22 protein-coding genes are annotated in these 19,069 nt (G+C 58.2%); 16 read left to right on the top strand and 6 right to left on the bottom strand.

The window, feature by feature from the left end; translation table 11 throughout:
• The first annotated feature begins 68 nt into the window (after window positions 1–68).
• Genes FGKAn22_RS03685 through FGKAn22_RS03675 form a run of 3 tightly spaced genes read left to right on the top strand, consistent with a single transcriptional unit; the run spans window position 69 to window position 2,390 of the window.
• Window positions 69–1,169 carry an aromatic ring-hydroxylating oxygenase subunit alpha gene (locus FGKAn22_RS03685; protein WP_212786633.1) on the top strand — a complete coding sequence of 367 codons (1,101 nt, stop codon included), beginning with the start codon at window positions 69–71 and terminating at the stop codon, window positions 1,167–1,169.
• A gap of 22 nt (window positions 1,170–1,191) precedes the next feature.
• The gene (locus FGKAn22_RS03680; RefSeq protein WP_246487450.1) at window positions 1,192–2,040 is read left to right on the top strand and encodes a DMT family transporter; all 849 of its coding nucleotides are present in this window, start codon (window positions 1,192–1,194) and stop codon (window positions 2,038–2,040) included.
• A 2-nt stretch (window positions 2,041–2,042) separates the two neighbouring features.
• On the top strand, window positions 2,043–2,390 hold the full coding sequence (locus FGKAn22_RS03675) for a SpoIIAA family protein (RefSeq protein ID WP_212786632.1): 348 nt from the start codon (window positions 2,043–2,045) through the stop codon (window positions 2,388–2,390).
• Between the two features lie 110 nt (window positions 2,391–2,500).
• On the opposite strand, the gene FGKAn22_RS03670 is transcribed toward FGKAn22_RS03675, so the two are convergent.
• Together FGKAn22_RS03670 and FGKAn22_RS03665 are read right to left on the bottom strand one after the other, a co-directional pair.
• Complete coding sequence (locus FGKAn22_RS03670) at window positions 2,501–3,454, bottom strand: GGDEF domain-containing protein (RefSeq protein ID WP_212786631.1); 954 nt, start codon at window positions 3,452–3,454, stop codon at window positions 2,501–2,503.
• A 152-nt stretch (window positions 3,455–3,606) separates the two neighbouring features.
• Window positions 3,607–3,882 carry a hypothetical protein gene (locus tag FGKAn22_RS03665; protein ID WP_212786630.1) on the bottom strand — a complete coding sequence of 92 codons (276 nt, stop codon included), beginning with the start codon at window positions 3,880–3,882 and terminating at the stop codon, window positions 3,607–3,609.
• Window positions 3,883–4,097: 215 nt separating this feature from the next.
• Between FGKAn22_RS03665 and phoU the strand changes: the two genes are divergently transcribed.
• Window positions 4,098–4,817: a phosphate signaling complex protein PhoU gene (phoU, locus tag FGKAn22_RS03660; protein WP_212786629.1), complete on the top strand. Its 720-nt coding sequence runs from the start codon at window positions 4,098–4,100 to the stop codon at window positions 4,815–4,817.
• A 77-nt stretch (window positions 4,818–4,894) separates the two neighbouring features.
• Here phoU and rpmG read toward each other — a convergent pair whose 3' ends face one another.
• Together rpmG and rpmB are read right to left on the bottom strand one after the other, a co-directional pair.
• A complete protein-coding gene (rpmG, locus tag FGKAn22_RS03655) occupies window positions 4,895–5,050 on the bottom strand; it encodes a 50S ribosomal protein L33 (RefSeq protein ID WP_212786628.1) in 156 nt (51 codons plus the stop codon).
• A gap of 11 nt (window positions 5,051–5,061) precedes the next feature.
• Window positions 5,062–5,298 (bottom strand): 50S ribosomal protein L28, encoded by a 237-nt coding sequence (rpmB, locus tag FGKAn22_RS03650; RefSeq protein ID WP_062625411.1) that lies wholly within the window; start codon window positions 5,296–5,298, stop codon window positions 5,062–5,064.
• Between the two features lie 173 nt (window positions 5,299–5,471).
• On the opposite strand from rpmB, the gene FGKAn22_RS03645 reads away from it, so the two are divergent.
• The 8 genes from FGKAn22_RS03645 to pstB all read left to right on the top strand — a co-directional run bounded on the left by FGKAn22_RS03645 (window position 5,472) and on the right by pstB (window position 14,415).
• Complete coding sequence (locus FGKAn22_RS03645; protein ID WP_212786627.1) at window positions 5,472–7,256, top strand: GGDEF domain-containing protein; 1,785 nt, start codon at window positions 5,472–5,474, stop codon at window positions 7,254–7,256.
• Window positions 7,257–7,298: 42 nt separating this feature from the next.
• Window positions 7,299–8,897, top strand: coding sequence for a methyl-accepting chemotaxis protein (locus tag FGKAn22_RS03640; RefSeq protein WP_212786626.1), 1,599 nt, complete (start codon window positions 7,299–7,301; stop codon window positions 8,895–8,897).
• Window positions 8,894–9,736, top strand: a complete 843-nt coding sequence (locus FGKAn22_RS03635; RefSeq protein ID WP_212786625.1) for a lysophospholipid acyltransferase family protein — start codon at window positions 8,894–8,896, stop codon at window positions 9,734–9,736. The genes FGKAn22_RS03640 and FGKAn22_RS03635 overlap by 4 nt, the downstream gene beginning before the upstream one ends.
• Window positions 9,737–9,823: 87 nt before the next feature.
• Complete coding sequence (locus FGKAn22_RS03630; protein WP_212786624.1) at window positions 9,824–10,576, top strand: GNAT family N-acetyltransferase; 753 nt, start codon at window positions 9,824–9,826, stop codon at window positions 10,574–10,576.
• A gap of 95 nt (window positions 10,577–10,671) precedes the next feature.
• Complete coding sequence (pstS, locus tag FGKAn22_RS03625) at window positions 10,672–11,721, top strand: phosphate ABC transporter substrate-binding protein PstS (RefSeq protein WP_212786623.1); 1,050 nt, start codon at window positions 10,672–10,674, stop codon at window positions 11,719–11,721.
• Between the two features lie 97 nt (window positions 11,722–11,818).
• Window positions 11,819–12,778 carry a phosphate ABC transporter permease subunit PstC gene (gene pstC, locus FGKAn22_RS03620; RefSeq protein ID WP_212786622.1) on the top strand — a complete coding sequence of 320 codons (960 nt, stop codon included), beginning with the start codon at window positions 11,819–11,821 and terminating at the stop codon, window positions 12,776–12,778.
• A gap of 5 nt (window positions 12,779–12,783) precedes the next feature.
• Window positions 12,784–13,629: a phosphate ABC transporter permease PstA gene (gene pstA, locus FGKAn22_RS03615; protein WP_212786621.1), complete on the top strand. Its 846-nt coding sequence runs from the start codon at window positions 12,784–12,786 to the stop codon at window positions 13,627–13,629.
• 12 nt (window positions 13,630–13,641) lie between these two features.
• Window positions 13,642–14,415, top strand: coding sequence for a phosphate ABC transporter ATP-binding protein PstB (pstB, locus tag FGKAn22_RS03610; protein ID WP_212786620.1), 774 nt, complete (start codon window positions 13,642–13,644; stop codon window positions 14,413–14,415).
• A gap of 269 nt (window positions 14,416–14,684) precedes the next feature.
• Here pstB and FGKAn22_RS03605 read toward each other — a convergent pair whose 3' ends face one another.
• Window positions 14,685–15,146: an Lrp/AsnC family transcriptional regulator gene (locus tag FGKAn22_RS03605; RefSeq protein ID WP_212786619.1), complete on the bottom strand. Its 462-nt coding sequence runs from the start codon at window positions 15,144–15,146 to the stop codon at window positions 14,685–14,687.
• Window positions 15,147–15,365: 219 nt separating this feature from the next.
• Here FGKAn22_RS03605 and FGKAn22_RS03600 point away from each other — a divergent pair, with 219 nt between their 5' ends.
• The 4 genes from FGKAn22_RS03600 to FGKAn22_RS03585 all read left to right on the top strand — a co-directional run bounded on the left by FGKAn22_RS03600 (window position 15,366) and on the right by FGKAn22_RS03585 (window position 18,315).
• Window positions 15,366–16,079: an SAM-dependent methyltransferase gene (locus FGKAn22_RS03600; RefSeq protein ID WP_212786618.1), complete on the top strand. Its 714-nt coding sequence runs from the start codon at window positions 15,366–15,368 to the stop codon at window positions 16,077–16,079.
• Window positions 16,080–16,105: 26 nt separating this feature from the next.
• Window positions 16,106–16,876: a methyltransferase domain-containing protein gene (locus FGKAn22_RS03595; protein WP_212786617.1), complete on the top strand. Its 771-nt coding sequence runs from the start codon at window positions 16,106–16,108 to the stop codon at window positions 16,874–16,876.
• A 105-nt stretch (window positions 16,877–16,981) separates the two neighbouring features.
• Window positions 16,982–17,869 carry a PhzF family phenazine biosynthesis protein gene (locus FGKAn22_RS03590; RefSeq protein WP_212786616.1) on the top strand — a complete coding sequence of 296 codons (888 nt, stop codon included), beginning with the start codon at window positions 16,982–16,984 and terminating at the stop codon, window positions 17,867–17,869.
• A 38-nt stretch (window positions 17,870–17,907) separates the two neighbouring features.
• The gene (locus FGKAn22_RS03585) at window positions 17,908–18,315 is read left to right on the top strand and encodes a GNAT family N-acetyltransferase (RefSeq protein ID WP_212786615.1); all 408 of its coding nucleotides are present in this window, start codon (window positions 17,908–17,910) and stop codon (window positions 18,313–18,315) included.
• Between the two features lie 81 nt (window positions 18,316–18,396).
• Here FGKAn22_RS03585 and FGKAn22_RS03580 read toward each other — a convergent pair whose 3' ends face one another.
• On the bottom strand, window positions 18,397–18,972 hold the full coding sequence (locus FGKAn22_RS03580) for a TetR/AcrR family transcriptional regulator (RefSeq protein WP_212786614.1): 576 nt from the start codon (window positions 18,970–18,972) through the stop codon (window positions 18,397–18,399).
• Between the last annotated feature and the right edge of the window lie 97 nt (window positions 18,973–19,069).

Raw genomic sequence — 19,069 nt, 5'->3', positions numbered from 1 at the left:
AAAAAATTCGGGGACAATCCCGCTCCTACTCTCGCACCGTATTCTCTAATTGCAAGGATGATGTGGGTATGTCCGATATCGCCCAAATGAACCATCTGACACCGGCTCAGGTACAACCTCCGATGAGCTGGTATTTCGATCCCAAGATGCTGGAGCTCGAGCAGCGCCTGCTGTTCGACCAGGGGCCCAAGTACGTCGGTCACGAACTGATGGTGCCCAATCTGGGCGACTATCATGTGTTGGACGGCGAGGCACAGATGCTGGTGCGCAACCCGAACGGCGTGGAGCTGTTGTCCAACATCTGCCGCCACCGGCAGGCCACGATGCTGCAGGGGCGCGGCAACGCGCAGCACATCACCTGCCCGCTGCACCGCTGGACCTACAAGACCGATGGCGAACTGCTCGGTGCGCCGCATTTCCCGCAGAACCCCTGCCTGCACCTGAACAAGACGCCGCTGCAGAACTGGAACGGCCTGCTGTTCGCGGGCAAGCGCGACATCGCGAAGGACCTCGCCAATATGGGCGTGATGAAGGATCTGAATTTCTCCGGCTACATGCTGGACCGCATCCAGGTGGACGAATACGCCTTCAACTGGAAGACCTTCATCGAGGTGTATCTGGAGGACTATCACGTCGTGCCGTTCCATCCCGGCCTCGGCAACTTCGTCGATTGCGACCAACTTCAGTGGCAATTCGGCGAACAGTACAGCGTACAGACCGTCGGCATCAGCAATGCGCTGCGCAAGGTCGGCAGCCCGGTGTACGGCAAATGGCAGGAGCAGGTGCTGCGCTACTACGGCGACAAACTGCCGAAGTACGGCGCGATCTGGCTGACCTATTACCCGAACATCACGGTCGAGTGGTATCCGGGCACGCTGGTCATCAGCACCCTCATCCCGCGCGGCCCCGAGGCCTGCACCAATGTGGTCGAGTTCTACTATCTGGAAGAGATCGCGATGTTCGAGCGCGAATACGTCGAGGCCGAACAGAAGGCCTATAACGAGACCGCGGTCGAGGATGACGTCATTTGCGTGCGCATGCATCAGGGCCGCAAAGCGCTGTACCAGCAGGGCATCGAGGAGCATGGTCCGTACCAGTCGCCCACCGAGGACGGCATGCTGCACTTCCACGAGTATCTGCGGCGCAACCTGTCTGGACACCTGAAGTAATTCCACCCTGAAGCAATCTCACTTGGGTTCACTGTGGATGCTGGCAGCCGGATTCCTGTTCGGCTGCATGGGCGTTTTCGTCAAGCTGGGCGCTGCACATTTCTCCCACGTCGAACTGGTGTTCTACCGCTCGTTCTTCGGCCTGCTGCTGGTGTACGCGATCCTGCGCCACCAGCGCGTGAGCATCGCCACTCCGCACTGGCGACCTCACCTGTGGCGCGGGCTATCCGGCTCTGTGGCGCTCGCGCTGTTCTTCTACTGCATCACCGTACTGCCGCTCGCCACCGCCGTGACGCTCAACTACACCGCGCCGCTGTTCCTCTCCATCCTCACCATGCTGGTGTTCAAGGACAAGTTCCACCTGCCGCTGACCTTCGCCATCGCACTCGGTTTCTGCGGCGTGGTGCTGTTGCTGCACCCGACGCTAGAACGCGACCAGTTGCTGCCCGGTCTCCTCGGTCTGACCTCCGGCTTCCTCGCTGGGGTCGCATACCTCAACGTCAAGCAGCTCGGCCTGAGGGGCGAACCCGCGACGCGCGTGGTGTTCTATTTCAGCCTGATCGCTACCGTCGGCAGTGGCGTGTGGATGATGTTCGACAAAGTGCATTCAGTCACGCCGCAAGGTTTCGCCATCCTGCTCGGGCTCGGCGGCAGCGGCACACTGGCGCAACTCGCGATGACGCAAGCCTACCGTGTCGGCAAGACGCTGGCAGTCGGCAGCATGGCCTACAGCACCATCGTGTTCGCCAGCCTGTTCGGCATGCTGCTGTGGAATGAAGTCCTGGCACCGAGCAGTTGGCTCGGCATGGCGCTCATCGTCGCCAGCGGTGTGCTAAGCTTGCGCCTATCACCAAAGCATCAGGAAGAATAACAATGATCACCATCGAACAGACCGCCAACCTCGTCAACGCCGCCGTCATCGGCGAATTCACCCTCGCGGATTTCAAGACCTTCGAGGAGCAATCCCTGTACAAACTGAAGTCCCCCGGCCCGCTGAACCTGCTGTTCGACCTGCGCGGCATGATCGACTACACCGTCGACGTCGCCTGGGAAGAGATCAAGTTCTTCAGCCGCGAGCACAACCACGACTTCAGCAAGATCGCCGTCGTCACCGACGACCAGTGGATCACCTGGCAAGCCTGGCTGTCGCGCCTGTTCGTGGACGCGGACGTCCGCGTATTCGCCGACTACAACGAGGCAAAAGCCTGGGCGACGGCCTGATACATTCGCAACCATGCTGTCATGATCGCCCCGCACAATCGCGGGTCGATTCATTTCAGGAGTTGCTCAGTGGAAAACCCCTCGAACTTCGCTTTGACGCTGGACATCAGTTATTCGGCTGAGGTGAAGACTGCGATCTTGCCCTTGCCGCCATTCTTTGCCACATACATGGCACTGTCTGCTGCCGTCAACAAGGCATCCGTCTCATCTGCGTGGGAGGGGAATTCGGCGACACCTATGCTCGCGGAGATATCCGAAATGGTCTTTTTTCCAAACTCGTAAGAAGCTTTCAGCGTTCCCAGCACCCGGTTCGCCACGGCCAGCGCCCTGTCGAGATCCGACTCCGGCAACATCACGACGAACTCATCCCCTCCCAGACGGGCAGCCGTATCCCCTTCCCTGAGGCACGACATCAGCCGTTCTGCGACCTCTTTTAATAGCCGGTCGCCGATATTGTGGCCGTAGGTATCGTTGACGGGCTTGAACCCGTCGAGATCGATAAAAAGCAGGGATATCTTGCGCGATGCACGGCTGGAGGCGGAGATAGCCTGGTTCAGGCGGTCCAGCAACAGCGTGCGATTCGGCAGGCCGGTCAGCTGATCGAAATGCGCCAGATCAAACAGATATTTTTGTTTCATGCGCGTCATCTCATTGAGCAGGTCATAACCATTGGCCATGCCTTGATAGCGCTTTTCCCTGGTGATGATGAAACCGCTCACCATATGCTCGATCCCCGCATCCAGGATGATGCGTGCGACGTCCTGGATACTGGTGCTCCGATCGACGATGACCGGCTTGTTATCCATGAGCATGGATATCGGTTTCTTGCCTTTCAGCTCTTTGGCGTACTGCTTGCTGAAGAATTCAGTGAGATCCTGCCGCACGATGATCCCCACCGGCCTGTCTTTGTCGTTCACCACCGGCAGGGCGTACAGTTTTTTCTCTTCGTGGAACAGCCCAAGCACCTTGATGCAGCTGGTCGACTCGTGCACGGACGGCACCTCCCTTAGCAGGTGCTCTACGGTTGCGTCTGGCGCTTCAGGGGCATTCGGGCTGTCTGTCATCGCTGGGCCTCTGCTGACTTGCAGGAGTCCAGTCTAAGTGAGTTTTGTTGCACTTTTATGATAAAGCCCATTCAGGGGAAGCCGATACGGGTTGCACTTTCCCAAGGAGGAATAGGCCCTCCCTGCTGCCGGGACACGCCCGCCATCACAGGTCAGATCGATCCATCCATCAGAAACGACGACACCAGCCCGCAGGCCAGCGTGATGGTCAGGATGAGCGGCAGCACGGCCAACTCCACGAGCTTAGCCCCCCTGTCGAACTCATCCTGCAGGCGCTGCAAACGTTCTTTCGTCTGCGCTATTTCGAGAGTGCGGTACCACCCTTCCTGTTCGGTTTGCATAGCCGCGCGCTGCGCCTGTGCATACTTGTCGCCAAGCAGCTCGCTCTTCTGTTCCTCGCTGAAAAAATGCTCAGTGAAAAATCTCATGGTGTCCTCCAGTTAGAGTCATCGTCGAGCAGCCCCCGGCTGCCTCAGGTTGCCAATCTAAACCGCGAACGTTGCAAAGCCATTAACTTATTTTTAATCATTTGTTTCAATGGGGAGCACTCGGTATTCCCCGCTACGCTTGTGTGCGTAATAAATCCGTCACGGTTCATGGGTAGCATCAGGCGGTTAGACAATCTGAACCAAGGGAAGGCAGGATGAGCAACAGCAAACACACTTCGAGGCAATTCGACACCGAACTCGAGGCCGTGCGCGAGCGCGTGCTTATGATGGGAGGATTGGTGGAAAGCCAGATCCGTCTCGCCTTGGAGGCACTGATCGGCAACGACATCGCCCTGATGAACCGCGTCATCGCCGACGACCACCGCGTCAATGCCCTCGAGGTGGAGATCGACGAGCAGTGCACCCGGATCATCGCGCGCCGCCAGCCGGCCGCAAACGACTTGCGCATGGTCATGACGATCATCAAGACCATTGCCGACCTGGAACGCATCGGCGACGAGGCGAAAAAGATCGCCTACATGGCCAGGGATCTGTCGCACCGGGAGCATATCCACCTGCCGCGCTATACCGAGATCAGGCATGCCGCCAAGCTGGTGCTGGATATGCTGCACAAGTCGCTGGATTCCTTCGCCAGGCTCGACCTGGCCTCAGTTGCTCATGTGGTGCGCCAGGACGAACTGGTGGACAACGAGTTCCGCGCCATCCTGCGCTACCTGGTCACTTTCATGATGGAAGACCCGCGCACCATCTCAAACGCGCTGGAAATCCTGTTCATCGCCAAGGCGATCGAACGCATGGGCGATCATGCACAGAACATGGCCGAATATATGGTGTACATGGTCAAAGGGCGCGACGCACGCCATATCAGTGCGGAAGAAATCGAACGCGAGATTCAGGAAGAAACAATGCCTTGATAACGTGAAAAACAGGCGTCAAAACAATAAAGCCCGCGAAAGCGGGCTTTATTGTTTTGCAGCGAATCCAAGCCGGATTACTTCAGCTTGGTTTCCTTGTACATCACGTGCTTGCGTGCCACCGGATCGAACTTCTTCATTTCGATCTTTTCCGGAGTGGTCTTCTTGTTCTTGGTCGTGGTGTAGAAATGACCGGTACCGGCACTGGATTCGAGTTTGATCTTTTCGCGCATTTCTCAGCTCCTTAAACGTTTTCGCCGCGTGCGCGCATTTCGAACAACACTGCATCGATACCGTTCTTGTCGATGGTACGCAGCGCAGCATTGGTCAAGCGCAGGCTGACCCAGCGGTTTTCACTTTCAACCCAGAAGCGGCGGCGTTGCAGATTCGGCAAAAAACGACGCTTGGTTTTGTTATTGGCATGGGAAACGTTGTTCCCGACCATCGGGCCTTTCCCCGTCACTTGACATACACGTGCCATGGTTCTACTCCAACCGATTTTCAAAAGAGCGCGGATTCTACCGAAGGAATCCGGAATATTCAACCAGATTTTTAGGGGGCCTCCCTGCAACCAATCCGCAACAACGGCGTAACCCGGCTGAAACATACGGGAACTATGCTGCCGCGCATGTCATACCTAATAGGACAGCCACGATGAGAACGCTCCAGGACATCTTGAATCAACGCACCCTCTCCGCCATTTTTCAGCCGATCATGGATTTTTCCAACGGCTCATTCATCGGCTTCGAGGGGCTGATCCGCGGCCCGGCCAACAGCCCGATGCATTCTCCCGCCAACCTGTTCGGCGCGGCACGACAACAGGGATTATCCCTGGAAATCGAGATGCTGAGCAGACAAATCGTGCTGGAAACCTTTGCCGACCAGGGCTTGCCCGGCAAGCTGTTCCTGAACGTCAGCCCGGAAACCCTGACCCACCCCAGCTTCAAGAACGGGCAAACGCTGGTCTATCTCGAAAACCTTGGCGTCGACCCGAAGCGTGTCGTCATCGAGATCACCGAGAACCAGCCCACCTTCGATTTCGACGCGATGCGCAATGCGCTGCTGCACTACCGCGGCATGGGCTTCCAGATCGCGATGGACGACCTGGGCGCTGGCTTCTCGAGCTTGCGCCTGTGGTCTGAACTGCGCCCGGAGTATGTCAAGATCGACATGCACTTCGTCCAGGGCGTCAACAGCGACCCGCTCAAACAGCAGTTCCTCAAGTCGATCCAGCAGATCGCAAAAAGCTCCGGCACGCAAGTCATCGCGGAAGGCATCGAGACCGATGCCGAGTTCCGCGTGATACGCGACATCGGCATCGCCTGCGGGCAGGGCTACTTCATTGCCCGCCCCAGCCCCACCCCGCCGCTGAACGCCCACGCCCAGGTCGGTTGCCTGATCAATACGAACAACGTCGTTGAACAACCATATAGCAGCACACGCAACGTCACCGTCGGGTCGATCCAGCGTTATGTCGAATCGTTCCCGCCCGAAACGGCGGTCGAGCAAATATTCGTCCACTTCACCGAGAACCACAACTTGCGGTCCATTCCCGTCGTCAAGCATGGCCGCCCCGTTGGCCTGATCAACCGCCACGAGTTCCTGGACAACTTCTCCCAGCCCTTCCGCCGCGAACTGCTCGGCAAGAAACCCTGCACAGAACTGATGAATGCAGAGCCTCTGCTGGTGGAAAAATCGACGCCCATCCACGAGTTGAGCGGATTCTTGAGCGAATCCGAGATCAAGCACTTCACCGACGGCTTCATCATCACCGAACAGGGCCGCTACATCGGGGTCGGCACCGGCCAGGACCTGCTGCGCGAAGTCACCAAGGCGCAGATCGAAAACGCGCGCTACGCCAACCCGCTCACCATGCTGCCGGGCAACGTGCCGATCAACGAGCATATTGAGCACCTGCTACAAAACGACAAGTCCTTCGCGGTCTGCTATGCGGATCTCGACAACTTCAAGCCGTTCAACGATGTGTACGGCTACCGCAAGGGCGACGAGGCCATCCAGTTCACCGGCAAGCTGCTTGCCAACGTCTGCGATCCGAAATACGACTTTATCGGACATATCGGCGGCGACGACTTCATCCTCGTCCTGCAAAGCGCCGACTGGGAACAGCGCTGCAACCGTGCGCTCGCCGCTTTCGCGCGCACCTCCCCAGTGTTGTTCGACGAAGAACATCGCTCGATCGGCGGCTACCTGACTGCCGACCGCCAGGGCCGCATCGTGCGCCACCAGCTGCCCACGCTGTCGATCGGCGCCATCTGGGTCTCCCCGGAGCTGTTCAGTTCGCACCATGAGGTAGCGGAAGCGGCCACGGCGGCGAAGAAATTGGCGAAGGGCAAACCCGGCAACAGCCTGTTCATCGAGCGCCGCCGGCTGCCCCATCAGGAACAGCAGCACGAGGCGGCCGCACTTTATTTCGGCTAGCCCCTGGCAAACACCCCAACATAACAGGCCAAGGAAACAAAAATGTCATTGCAAGCACAACTACGCCTGATCGCCGCGATTACCGCCCTGAGCATGCTTGGGGTCATCGTCTTCAGCATCGTCCAACTCGGCACGCTGCGCAGCGAATTCAGCCAGTACCAGTCCCGGCAGACTTTCGCCGGCAATCTGGCACAGATCAAGAGCATCGCGCTATCGGCCTCCCGCTCGGATCCCATCCTGGCGGAAACCGAAGCCAGGCTTGCTTCTGCCGACAAAAACATCCAGTCCCTGCACCAGGGCGCAGCAGCCGTCGCACCGGCCGAGATCGACAGCAAGCAACTGAAGCAGATCGCCGAAGCATGGAACGATTACATAAAAGGCTTCAACGGCGCCATCAAGATCGCCAGCACCAGCCCGAATGACGCGCTGCAGATCCCGGACGCCCTCTATCAGATGAAACTGGAACCGATGATCACGAACATCGACCAGCTGATTGCGCTCAACCGCGATGGCGAAACGCTGGCACGGGATAACATCAGCCGCGCGGTCGGCAATATCCTGTGGATCATCGTCCTGCCACTGGTCGCCGCGGCGCTGGTCGTGGTCGCCTTCCAGTCCGTGTTCAACGGCCGGCTGAAAAGACGCATAGACGGAATCATCAACGTCATCTCCCATCTCAGCGCGGGCGACCTGAGCCACCGCCTGCCGCAAGGCCCGGCGGACGAGATCGGCGTTATGGTCCGGACGATCAACGAATTCATCGGCCGCATCGAATCCGTCCTGCATGACGTGAACAGCTCGGCCGACCAGTCGAAGACCACCGCCCACAAGGTCAATGCGATGACGCAGAGCGTCAGCAGCAATGCACAGGCGCAGTCGGAAAAGATCTTCAACGTGATGTCGGCCATCGAAAAAATGGGCCATACCATCACAGAGATCGCCGGCAACGCAACCCATGCCGCAGGCACCGCCAAGACCACCGGCGCCAAGATCAACGAGGTCAGCATCGTCGGCCAGGAGACTTCGGCCATCCTGCAACAGCTGGATACCACTGTGGAATCCTCGTCGCAGACCATGCGTGAGTTCGACCTTACGCTCCAGCGCATCGGCAGCATCAGCAACATCATCAGGGGCATCGCCGAACAAACCAACCTGCTGGCGCTGAATGCCGCCATCGAGGCCGCCCGCGCGGGAGATCAGGGCCGCGGCTTCGCCGTCGTAGCCGACGAAGTGCGCTTGCTGTCGGAGCGCACCTCCGCTTCCGCCCGGGACATCTCCGACTTGCTGAACGAGGTCCAGGGATCGGCCCGCGAGGCAATTTCAGCCATGGACGCGACGCGCAGCAGCGTCCGCACCGGCGTTGAACACGGCGAACGGATCAGCAATGTGCTGGCCGAGGTCGATGCTTCCATACAAATCGTCGCGGACATGATGCAGCAGATCGCATTGGCCACCGAGACGCAATCGCAGGAAGGCCGACAGATCGCCACACATATCGCAGACGTGACGCACATCACCACCTCCACCACAAGGGAGATCGAGACCACGCGCAACGAAATGGCAGTACTGGCCCAGACCTCAGAGGTTCTGCAGCGCATGGTTTCACAGTTCCGCCTCTCCGCCTTCAAGCCGGCCGCATGAACATCTACCCGATGGCCGTGATCCGGGGTTGCCGCGTCGCCCTGCACCTTATATATGGCGCGCTGCTGGCGCTCTGTTACCCGCACCTCGACCGCGCAAGGCAGCTGCGCATGCTCAGGAAATGGAGCAAGCAGTTGCTGGGCATCCTCAACATCCGGATCGGAGCCGACTGTCACCTGCAGCCGAGCGGCTGCCTGATGGTCGCCAATCACGTCTCCTGGCTGGATATCTTCGTGCTGAACACGATCCAGCCTGCGCACTTCATCGCCAAGGCGGAAGTGCGCGGCTGGCCGCTCATCGGCTGGCTGTGCAAACGTAGCGGAACGATCTTCGTCGAGCGCACGCTGCGCCGCGACGCCGCCAAAGTCAACCAAAGCGCGGCGACCCTGCTCCGGCAGGGAGCCTGCGTCGGACTGTTTCCGGAAGGCACCACCACGGACGGCAGCCGGGTGGGGCATTTCCACTCGGCGCTGGTGCAATCGGCGATCGATGCGGAGGTGATGCTATGCCCCGTCGCCCTGCGCTATCTGGATGCAGAGGGCAAGCCCGCCACCGCCGCCGCATTCACCGGCGACACATCACTGGCACTATCCCTCTTGCGCGTCCTGTGCTGCCGGCAAATCAACGTGTCGGTCGCGTTCCCCCCGGCATTGCCCGCCGCCAACGGCAACCGCCGGATGCTGGCGAGAATGGCGCAGGAATCCATCGCGCACAGCCTGCAAACCTCCCCGCCGCGACTTCAGCCCGAGCCCGTGCCATCCGCCGCCATCCCGCTGCTCTCGACGCAGTCTGCCTATGTTCTGCTGCTCGACCCCGTCATCAACCAACTGGCCAGGTAACCCTTCACATTTCCTTCATATTCACGTCATCGCATTGCAACAGCCATCCCCTAAGCTGCCTACATCTCAATTAACGGGAGAAATGCAATGCTGGAACTCCACCGACAAGCAGAACATGCCACCCAACGCCGCCTGACCACCAGCCTGGCACGCAGCGAAGCGGAAGTTATGGAAGCGCAGCGCCTGCGCTACAAGGTATTCGCCGAAGAAATGGGAGCCAACCTGGTCAGCGCGGATGAAGGCATCGACCGCGACATCTTCGACAAATACTGCGAGCACCTGCTGGTGCGCGAAAACAATGAAAACAAGGTAGTAGGCACTTACCGCATCCTGTCGCCGGACCAGGCGCAGAAGATCGGCGGCTATTATTCGCAGACCGAATTCGACATGACCCGGTTGCTGCACCTTCGCGAGCGCATGGTGGAAGTGGGACGCTCCTGCGTGCACTGGGACCATCGCGACGGCGCGACCATCACCCAACTGTGGGGTGGCCTCGCCCAATACATGCAGCAAAGCCACTACGAATACATGATCGGCTGCGCCAGCATCAGCATGGGTGATGGCGGCCACGTTGCGGCCAGCCTCTACCGCAAGCTGCACCGCATCTACGCCGCCCCGGCCGAATACCGCGTGTTCCCGCGCTGTCCGCTGCCGCTGGAAGCGCTGAACCAGTATCTCGATGCCCCGGTCCCGCCGCTGCTCAAGGGTTACCTGCGTCTCGGCGCCTACATTTGCGGCGAACCGGCGTGGGATCCAGAGTTCAACACCGCCGACCTGTTCATCCTGCTGCCGATGTCGCGCCTGAGCAGCCGTTATGCAAAACACTTCCTTAAAGTGTAATAATCCTGTCACACAAGACACCTACCATAGCACCGCCTCAAAGAGCAGTTGATTAACGTTATATACAAAGCAACCCCTCATAAAACGGAGAGACCATGAACAGCAAGCTCAAGCAACTCGTCCTCGGCATCGCCGCCGCTTCCGCAATGGCCTTTGCCGGCGTCAGCCAGGCCACCGACATCACCGGTGCGGGCGCGACCTTCCCCTACCCGATCTATGCAAAGTGGGCTGAAGCCTACAAGGCGCAGACCGGCGCGGGCATGAATTACCAGTCCATCGGTTCCGGCGGCGGCATCAAGCAGATCCAGGCCAAGACCGTGGACTTCGGTGCAACCGACGCTCCCCTGAATCCGAATGAGCTGGGCCTTGCCGGTTTGACACAATTCCCGACCGTAGTCGGCGGCGTGGTGCCGGTGATCAACGTGGAAGGTGTCGCTGCAGGTCAATTGAAGCTGAGCAGCGCAGCGCTGGCTGACATCTATCTGGGCAAGATCAAGAAGTGGAACGACCCGCAAATTGCCGCCGACAACAAGGGCGTCAGCCTGCCCGATCAGGCCATCACCGTGGTGCACCGCGCCGACGGCTCCGGCACCTCCTTCATCTTCACCACCTACCTCGCTCAAGTCAGCCTGGAGTGGAAGCGTAGCGTGGGCGCCGACAAGGCCGTGGCATGGCCAACCGGCACCGGCGGCAAGGGCAACGAAGGCGTGGCTTCCTACGTGCAGCGCATCAAGGGCTCCATCGGTTACGTGGAATACGCCTACGCCCTGCAGAACAAGATGAACTACGTGCAACTGAAGAACCGCGAAGGCCAGTTCGTTGCGCCTAGCGACGTCAGCTTCAAGGCTGCAGCCGCCAATGCAAAATGGGACGCTGACAAGGGTTTCTACGAAATCCTGACCAACGAGCCGGGCAAGGACAGCTGGCCCATCACCGGCGCCACCTTCATCCTGATCCACAAGACCCAGGAAAATGCGGCGAACGGCAAGGAAGTGCTGAAGTTCTTCGACTGGGCTTTCACCAACGGCGACAAGATGGCCTCCGACCTGGACTACGTTCCGCTGCCGGAGAACGTCACCAAGATGATCCGCGGCGCATGGAAGGCACAAGTCAAGGATGCCAAGGGCGCAGCGCTCTGGAAGTAACCATCGTTTGAACGTGCTGAACTAAGCACATATACACGATATAATTCAAAGGGGGCGCAATGCCCCCTTTCGATTAACAACACACCAATAAATAACTATGTCTATCTTGCGCGATGCGCATCTCAAGCGCCAAATCTGGCTGGATATGCTGTTCCGCGGCGTGACGCGGCTGTCCGCCTTCGGGGTGCTCGCCCTGCTGGCAGCCATTCTCGGCTCCCTGGTGATCGGCAGTATGCCCGCCATCCATGCGTTTGGCTTCAATTTCCTCACCAGTGCCGAGTGGAACCCGGTCACTGATGAATACGGTGCGCTCGTGCCCATCGTCGGCACGCTGGCCACCTCCGGCATCGCCCTGCTGATCGCCATTCCGGTCAGTTTCGGCATCGCGATCTTCCTGACTGAGCTGTCGCCGCGCATCCTGCGCCGCCCGCTCGGCATCGCCATCGAGTTGCTGGCGGGCATCCCCAGCATCATCTACGGCATGTGGGGGTTGTTCGTGTTCGCCCCGCTGTTTGCCGACCATATCGAGCCCTGGCTCAGCGACAACATCGGCGCGATGCCCTATCTCGGCCCATTCTTCATCGGCCCTCCGATGGGCATCAGCGTGCTGACTGCCGGTATCATCCTCGCCATCATGGTGATCCCGTTCATCGCCTCGGTGATGCGCGACGTGTTCGAAGTCGTGCCCGCCCTGCTGAAGGAGTCCGCCTACGGCCTGGGCGCGACCACCTGGGAGGTGGTATGGAAAGTCGTGCTGCCCTATACCCGCATCGGCGTGGTGGGCGGCATCATGCTGGGACTCGGTCGCGCGCTGGGCGAGACCATGGCGGTCACTTTCGTCATCGGCAACGCGCATGAATTGAGCCAGTCGCTGCTGATGCCTGGCAACAGCATCTCCTCGTCGCTGGCCAATGAATTCACCGAAGCGGTCGGCGAGCTCTACACCTCGTCCCTGATCGAGCTCGGCCTGATCCTGTTCTTCATCACCTTTGTGGTCTTGTCGCTCGCGCGCTACATGCTTTTCAAGCTGGGCAAACGCGAGGGACAGCCTTCGTAACCATCATGCTGAACCTCTATACCCGCCGCCGCATCGTCAACGCCACCGGCCTGCTGGTCTCCATGCTGGCCATGGCATTCGGCCTGTTCTGGCTGATCTGGATACTCTGGACGCTGTTTGAGCACGGCCTGACTGCACTGGGGCCTGTCGTGTTTTCTCAAATGACCCCGCCGCCCGGCAGCTCCGGCGGCCTGCTCAACGCCATTGCCGGCACGCTGATGATGACACTGGTCGGCACGCTGGTCGGCACGCCCATCGGCATCCTGGCCGGCACCTACCTGGCTGAATTCGGCCACCGCGGCTGGCTGGCGCCCGTCACGCGCTTCATCAACGACGTGCTGCTGTCCGCGCCCTCCATCGTCATCGGCCTGTTCGTGTATGAGGTCTACGTCGTCCACGTCAAGCATTTCTCCGGCTGGGCGGGCGCCATCGCGCTGTCCATCATCGTGATCCCCATCGTGATCCGCACCACCGAGAACATGCTGCGCCTGATCCCGAACACACTGCGCGAGGCGGCCGCCGCGCTCGGCGCGCCGCAGTGGAAGATCGTCAACTTCGTCACCCTGCGCGCAGCCCGCGCCGGGATCATCACCGGCGTGATGCTGGCCATCGCCCGCATCAGCGGCGAAACCGCCCCGCTGCTGTTCACCGCGCTGAACAACCAGTTCTGGAACAGCGACATGGACAAGCCGATGGCGAACCTGCCGGTGGTGATCTTCCAGTTCGCCATGAGCCCCTATGAAGACTGGCAGCAACTCGCCTGGGCGGGTGCGCTGCTGATCACGCTGAGCGTGCTGACGCTCAACATCCTGGCTCGTGTACTGTTCCGCCAAAGCGCCACTACTCATTAACAAGGTCCGCATATGAACACCGAAAACATCACCAACCCCAAAGTGGTCGTCAAGGACCTGAACTTCTTTTACGGCAATTACCGCGCGCTCAAGGACATCAACCTGAACATCGCGGAAAAGATGGTGACCGCCTTCATCGGCCCGTCCGGCTGCGGCAAGTCCACACTGCTGCGCACCTTCAACCGCATGTACCAGCTCTATCCCAAGCAGAAGGCCACCGGCCAGATCATCCTGGACGGCGCCAACATCCTCGACGCCAAGCAGGACCTGAACATGCTGCGCGCCAAGATCGGCATGGTGTTCCAGAAGCCCACCCCGTTCCCGATGTCGATCTACGACAACATCGCCTTCGGCGTGAAGCTCTACGAGAACCTGAAGAAGCATGACATGGACGAGCGCGTCGAATGGGCGCTGAAGAAGGCCGCGCTGTGGACCGAAGTGAAGGACAAGCTCAAGCAGAGCGGCACCGGCCTTTCCGGCGGCCAGCAGCAGCGCCTGTGCATCGCCCGCGCCATCGCCGTCAAGCCGCAGGTGCTGCTGCTGGACGAGCCGACCTCCGCGCTCGACCCGATCTCCACCGCGCACATCGAGAAGCTGATCGACGAACTGAAGGAAGACTTCACCATCGTCATCGTGACCCACAACATGCAACAGGCCGCGCGCGTCTCCGACTACACCGCCTACATGTACCTGGGCGACCTGATCGAATTCGGCGACACCAGCACGGTGTTCACCAACCCCAAGCGCAAGGAAACGGAAGATTACATTACCGGTCGCTTTGGTTAAGCGACCGGTAATGTAACGGCGAAGACTTACCTTTAGGTTAGTCGGAGCCACTACATCACTGGACGTCGTGGTTAAGCAGTAGCAATCAAAAAGTAGCGCTATCGACAAAAAGGCAGGTCTGATGACCTGCCTTTTTCTTTGGCTCGCCGCGGCCCATTGTGCCGGGGCATGTCGGCTAATTTAATGCGAGGGCGTCCGGCATGATGGCTCCGAAAATATTGCGCCCCTCCTTTTTTAATTCTCCTTTAATTCTAGCGGCAGCCAATTACTCAGATCGGCATCGCTGTCTTGTCTACCGCCCGACGTAATACAAAACTGGAGTGCACGCCAGTCACCCCTTTAATGCGGGTGATATGGTTGAGTAGCAGATCCTGATACGAATCCATGTCCTTTACTACCACCTTGAGTTGGTAATCCGCATCCTGCCCGGTTATCAGCAGGCATTCCAGCACCTCAGGGATTTCAATTATCTTCGCCTCGAAGTTGGCAAGGCGCTCCGGCGTATGTTGGTCCATCGAAATCAGGATCAGCGCCATCAACGACAATCCAAGTTTTTTCGCATCGAGCATAGCGCGGTAGCCAACGATCAGACCCGATTCCTCAAGGGTGCGTAACCGGCGCAGGCAGGGAGAAGGAGAAAGACTGATGCGATCAGCCAAATCCTGATTGCTGATGCGGCCATCTTCCTGCAATACACGCAAAATCTGTAAATCGTAACGATCAAGTTGCATAAATCGCCTCTAAATCAACGCCATAATTTTGATGCTGCTAATATACATTATTTATGAGCAATAATATTGCGCCGACCGCAGTTTCCACACTAGAAAACGCAACAATATGCCCGCCCACCCAGACTACCATTTCGCTCATCCAAATCGCAAAGCGCGCTAATGCGTTTGAGCAGCACAGACCGATGTCTGCTTGTTCCTCAATTTGAAAGTTAAATAGCCATGGCAAAAGATACCGATCAATTTGATGTGTCAACACACTTCGACGAAAGCCTTGCGGCAAAATACGACCACAAGATTCGTCAATTCTGTCCGGGCTACGATGCCTTGCACCAGATGATTGTGCCGTGGCTGCAAAACCTGCCAGAGCATTCGGCATTTCTGTCCGCAGGGGCAGGCACGGGGGTTGAAATAATCACCCTCGGCAAGCGCTTTGCATCCTGGCGCTTTGCCGCTGTCGATGTCTCGGCTGACATGCTTGGCGCCTGTCAGCGCTGGGCTGCCGAAGTGGGAATGGTCAACCGGGTCAGTTTCTTTAACGGTCGGTTGCAGGAGTATCAAGCGCCGGCCCTGTTCGATGCTGCGTCCTCTGTTTTCGTTTCCCATTTCATCAAGGGTCGAGAAGAGAAGCTCGCCTATTTCCGTTCGATAGCGGAGAGCCTGAAGCCGGGCGGGGTGTTTGTTCTTGCCGATCTATACGGTGACAAAGGCTCGCACGCATTTGAGCGGTTATTCGATGCATGGCTATTGTCTTATGCGGCCCACGGGATTTCCGCAGAAGAATTGTCCCAGGATCGCACGCACATCGAGAGAGACCTGGCTTTTATCCCCGAGAGCGAATTGGTTGAACTGCTGCGCGAAGCGGGGTTCGCCACTCCGGTTAGGTTCTACCAAAGCTTCCTGTTCGGCGGCTGGGTGGCCACCAAAGATGTTTAGCCCTTACGATATGCAAAGGAGAAGACATGTCAGACTGGAATGTGAATTTATACTTGCAATTCGGAACCGAACGTACTCAGCCCGCCATAGACCTCATCTCAAGAATAAACATTGCCAACCCGAACAAGATTATCGACCTGGGTTGCGGGCCGGGTAATAGCACGGAATGTCTGCGGCGGCGCTGGCCTGAGGCAACCATCACAGGCCTCGATAGCTCGCCCGAAATGATCAATTCATGCCGAGAAAATTATCCCGATCAGGAATGGATTCTGGCCGATGCCGCCGGTTGGCAACCATCCTCTGCCTGCGATATTGTATTTTCCAATGCCGTATTTCAGTGGATGCCGCAGCATGACCGCTTGCTCGGGCACTTATTTGCTTATGTTGCTCCGGGCGGGGTGCTCGCTTTCCAGATTCCGGCGCGCATCTATTCAGCACTTCAGCAACTCATTATTGAAGTCGCAAACGAGCCGGAATGGATTCATTTGATGGAAGGGCCAAAGAATACGTTTACGATTGAAAGCCCCGCTTACTACTATGATGCTTTAGCCGGTACAGCCTCGAAACTCGACATCTGGGAAACCGAATACTGGCATGTGATGGAAAACGCACAGGCAATTATTAGCTGGATTACCAGCACGGGTTTGCGTCCATTTTTGGCGGCTCTGGAAACCGAGACTCAAAAGCAGCGCTTCGTCAAAATCCTCGGTGAGCGGGTGGCTGAAACATATAGAGCGCAGGCCGATGGAAAAGTATTGTTTCCCTTCCGGCGGCTTTTTGTCGTGGGTTACAAATGATGCCAGCCGACCACCTCTGCCTGCGGTGTGAACGCGCCTGCATTGAAGTTTCTCACCCACACAAGCAAAATGTCTGCCTTGCAGGCCATCTCGGGAGAACGAGCAGTGGGCAAGCCAAGATTCTTCATCACCGACGTATTCACCAGCCAGCGCTACGGCGGCAATCAGCTCGCCACCTTCGTGGACTGCGAGTCCCTGTCCGACCGGGAGATGCAGCAGATCGCAAAGGAGATCAATTTCTCCGAGACGACCTTCATCACCTCGCGCCAGCCGCGGGACGGCGGCTTCGATGTCCGCATCTTCACGCCGAATGCCGAGGTCGAATTCGCCGGCCATCCTACCTTGGGTACGGCGCACATCATCCGCAACCGCCTGCGCCTGACGGAGGCCATCGAAGTCGCACTCAATCTGCGTGTCGGCAAGATACCGGTCGCCTTTGCCGAAACGCCCGCCAAGGCATCCTTGTTGTGGATGAAGCAGATGCCGCCCACATTCGGCAAGCGACTCGATGCCGGCGCGCTGGCACGAGTATTGGGTGTCGAACCGTCCGACATCGATCAGGACTTCCCAATCGTGGAAGTCTCGACCGGCTTCCCTGCCGTCGTTGTGCCTCTGAAGAATCTGGACGCCCTCAGGCGCGCCAGGATCGACAAGGAGGCGTACTTCGCCCTGGTGAACGATGCATGGGCCAAGCTCATCCTGGTATTCAGCACAGAAGGATATGAAGCTGCTCAGAACGTGAGCGTGCGAGTGTTCGCCGATTACTACGGCATCCCCGAAGACGCCGCCACAGGCAGTGCCAACGGCTGCCTTGCCGCGTACCTGGCGTGCAACAAGGTATTCGGCTCGCCGAGTATCGACGTATTGGCCGGGCAAGGCTACGAAATGGGACGCCCTTCCACTCTGGCATTGCGCGCGAACGAAACTGATGGCGAGATCGAAGTCTCTGTCGGCGGGAGCGTGGTCGATGTAGCGGAAGGCGTGTGGGGCTAACTCAATACCCAAGCGAAAAACCAGATCGGAATCCCCACATGAAAACCATCTACGAACTCAGCGACAAGCACATCGGGCAATTACATCAGCTTTATCAAAATGAGTGGTGGTCGAAAGCGCGCACGCTGGAAGATTCGCGCAAGTGTGTCGCAAACTCGCAACTATGCGTTGCTCTCGTAGATTCGCAGGACAACTTGGCAGGCTTTGCCCGTGTTCTGACAGACTTCACGTTCAAAGCGCTTATCTTTGATGTCATCGTCTGTGAAAACCAGAGAGGAAAAGGTCTTGGCGGTAAGCTTATAGGCCTAATCAAGTCACATGAAAAATTGAGTGCTGTAACGCATTTTGAACTTTATTGTCTGCCGGGCATGAATGACTTTTACGCAAAGTACGGCTTCACCACTGAAGTCGGCAGCATACAGCTAATGAGATGTGACAACGCCTAACCATTCACTACTACGGGATGACCAATCAGGATCATAAGAAAGCGCCCGATCGTGTCCATTGCAATTTGACCACAAGACATTTCACCTCCCCTCGAGCTGCCGGATAACCGGCAAGGTGAGCTCGTTGAAAAGCTGTTCGACATCGTCCATCGCGCACCCGTTGACCGCATCCACCCACCATGCCAGCAACTCGACGAGTGCGCCGGCAATGTAGCTGACGCCGGCATCCCGTCGCCACCCGGCAGCGACAAGGTGCGCAACATCCTCTTCGACAAGCTGGCTCACCATTTCCCGGAAACGCTTCTGTACGGCATGTCCGCTACGCCTCCCGATGATGGCTCTGAACAATATTCGCTGCTCATATGCGTGCTCGATCAATCCGCGCACAAATGGCAATGACCCGGATGCCCCGGTATTTGCGATGACAGCCTGGGCACGCAGAGCCGCGCGCAGATCGTCAAATCCGCTGACCAACAACTGATCCTTGCTCTGGAAGTGCATGTAGAACGTCGAGCGCCCCACATCCGCTCGCTCGCACAGTTCCTGAATATTGATGTCGTCCCAGCCGCGCTCCACCAACAGCGAGATCAGTGCGTCCCGTAACGAACGGCGGGTACGCTGCACCCGCCTGTCTATGGATTGCGTTTCATCGGCCACAATATTTCCTTTCCGGACAAAAATCATTCATCTGTCTGAAACTGCGCATTCGTCGCCTCAGTGCTCTTCTCGACCTTGAGTCTGCTCGCCATGATAG

The sequence above is a fragment of the Ferrigenium kumadai genome (genome assembly GCF_018324385.1).
Lineage (GTDB): Bacteria > Pseudomonadota > Gammaproteobacteria > Burkholderiales > Gallionellaceae > Gallionella > Gallionella kumadai.
This window is presented reverse-complemented; position numbering and strand designations above follow the sequence as displayed.

Coding starts and splice junctions, on each gene's coding strand:
- FGKAn22_RS03685 (WP_212786633.1), top strand. CDS start 69: ATGTCCGATATCGCCCAAATGAACCATCTGACACCGGCTCAGGTACAA.
- FGKAn22_RS03675 (WP_212786632.1), top strand. CDS start 2,043: ATGATCACCATCGAACAGACCGCCAACCTCGTCAACGCCGCCGTCATC.
- FGKAn22_RS03670 (WP_212786631.1), bottom strand. CDS start 3,454: ATGACAGACAGCCCGAATGCCCCTGAAGCGCCAGACGCAACCGTAGAG.
- FGKAn22_RS03665 (WP_212786630.1), bottom strand. CDS start 3,882: ATGAGATTTTTCACTGAGCATTTTTTCAGCGAGGAACAGAAGAGCGAG.
- phoU (WP_212786629.1), top strand. CDS start 4,098: ATGAGCAACAGCAAACACACTTCGAGGCAATTCGACACCGAACTCGAG.
- rpmG (WP_212786628.1), bottom strand. CDS start 5,050: ATGCGCGAAAAGATCAAACTCGAATCCAGTGCCGGTACCGGTCATTTC.
- rpmB (WP_062625411.1), bottom strand. CDS start 5,298: ATGGCACGTGTATGTCAAGTGACGGGGAAAGGCCCGATGGTCGGGAAC.
- FGKAn22_RS03645 (WP_212786627.1), top strand. CDS start 5,472: ATGAGAACGCTCCAGGACATCTTGAATCAACGCACCCTCTCCGCCATT.
- FGKAn22_RS03640 (WP_212786626.1), top strand. CDS start 7,299: ATGTCATTGCAAGCACAACTACGCCTGATCGCCGCGATTACCGCCCTG.
- FGKAn22_RS03635 (WP_212786625.1), top strand. CDS start 8,894: ATGAACATCTACCCGATGGCCGTGATCCGGGGTTGCCGCGTCGCCCTG.
- FGKAn22_RS03630 (WP_212786624.1), top strand. CDS start 9,824: ATGCTGGAACTCCACCGACAAGCAGAACATGCCACCCAACGCCGCCTG.
- pstS (WP_212786623.1), top strand. CDS start 10,672: ATGAACAGCAAGCTCAAGCAACTCGTCCTCGGCATCGCCGCCGCTTCC.
- pstC (WP_212786622.1), top strand. CDS start 11,819: ATGTCTATCTTGCGCGATGCGCATCTCAAGCGCCAAATCTGGCTGGAT.
- pstA (WP_212786621.1), top strand. CDS start 12,784: ATGCTGAACCTCTATACCCGCCGCCGCATCGTCAACGCCACCGGCCTG.
- pstB (WP_212786620.1), top strand. CDS start 13,642: ATGAACACCGAAAACATCACCAACCCCAAAGTGGTCGTCAAGGACCTG.
- FGKAn22_RS03605 (WP_212786619.1), bottom strand. CDS start 15,146: ATGCAACTTGATCGTTACGATTTACAGATTTTGCGTGTATTGCAGGAA.
- FGKAn22_RS03600 (WP_212786618.1), top strand. CDS start 15,366: ATGGCAAAAGATACCGATCAATTTGATGTGTCAACACACTTCGACGAA.
- FGKAn22_RS03595 (WP_212786617.1), top strand. CDS start 16,106: ATGTCAGACTGGAATGTGAATTTATACTTGCAATTCGGAACCGAACGT.
- FGKAn22_RS03585 (WP_212786615.1), top strand. CDS start 17,908: ATGAAAACCATCTACGAACTCAGCGACAAGCACATCGGGCAATTACAT.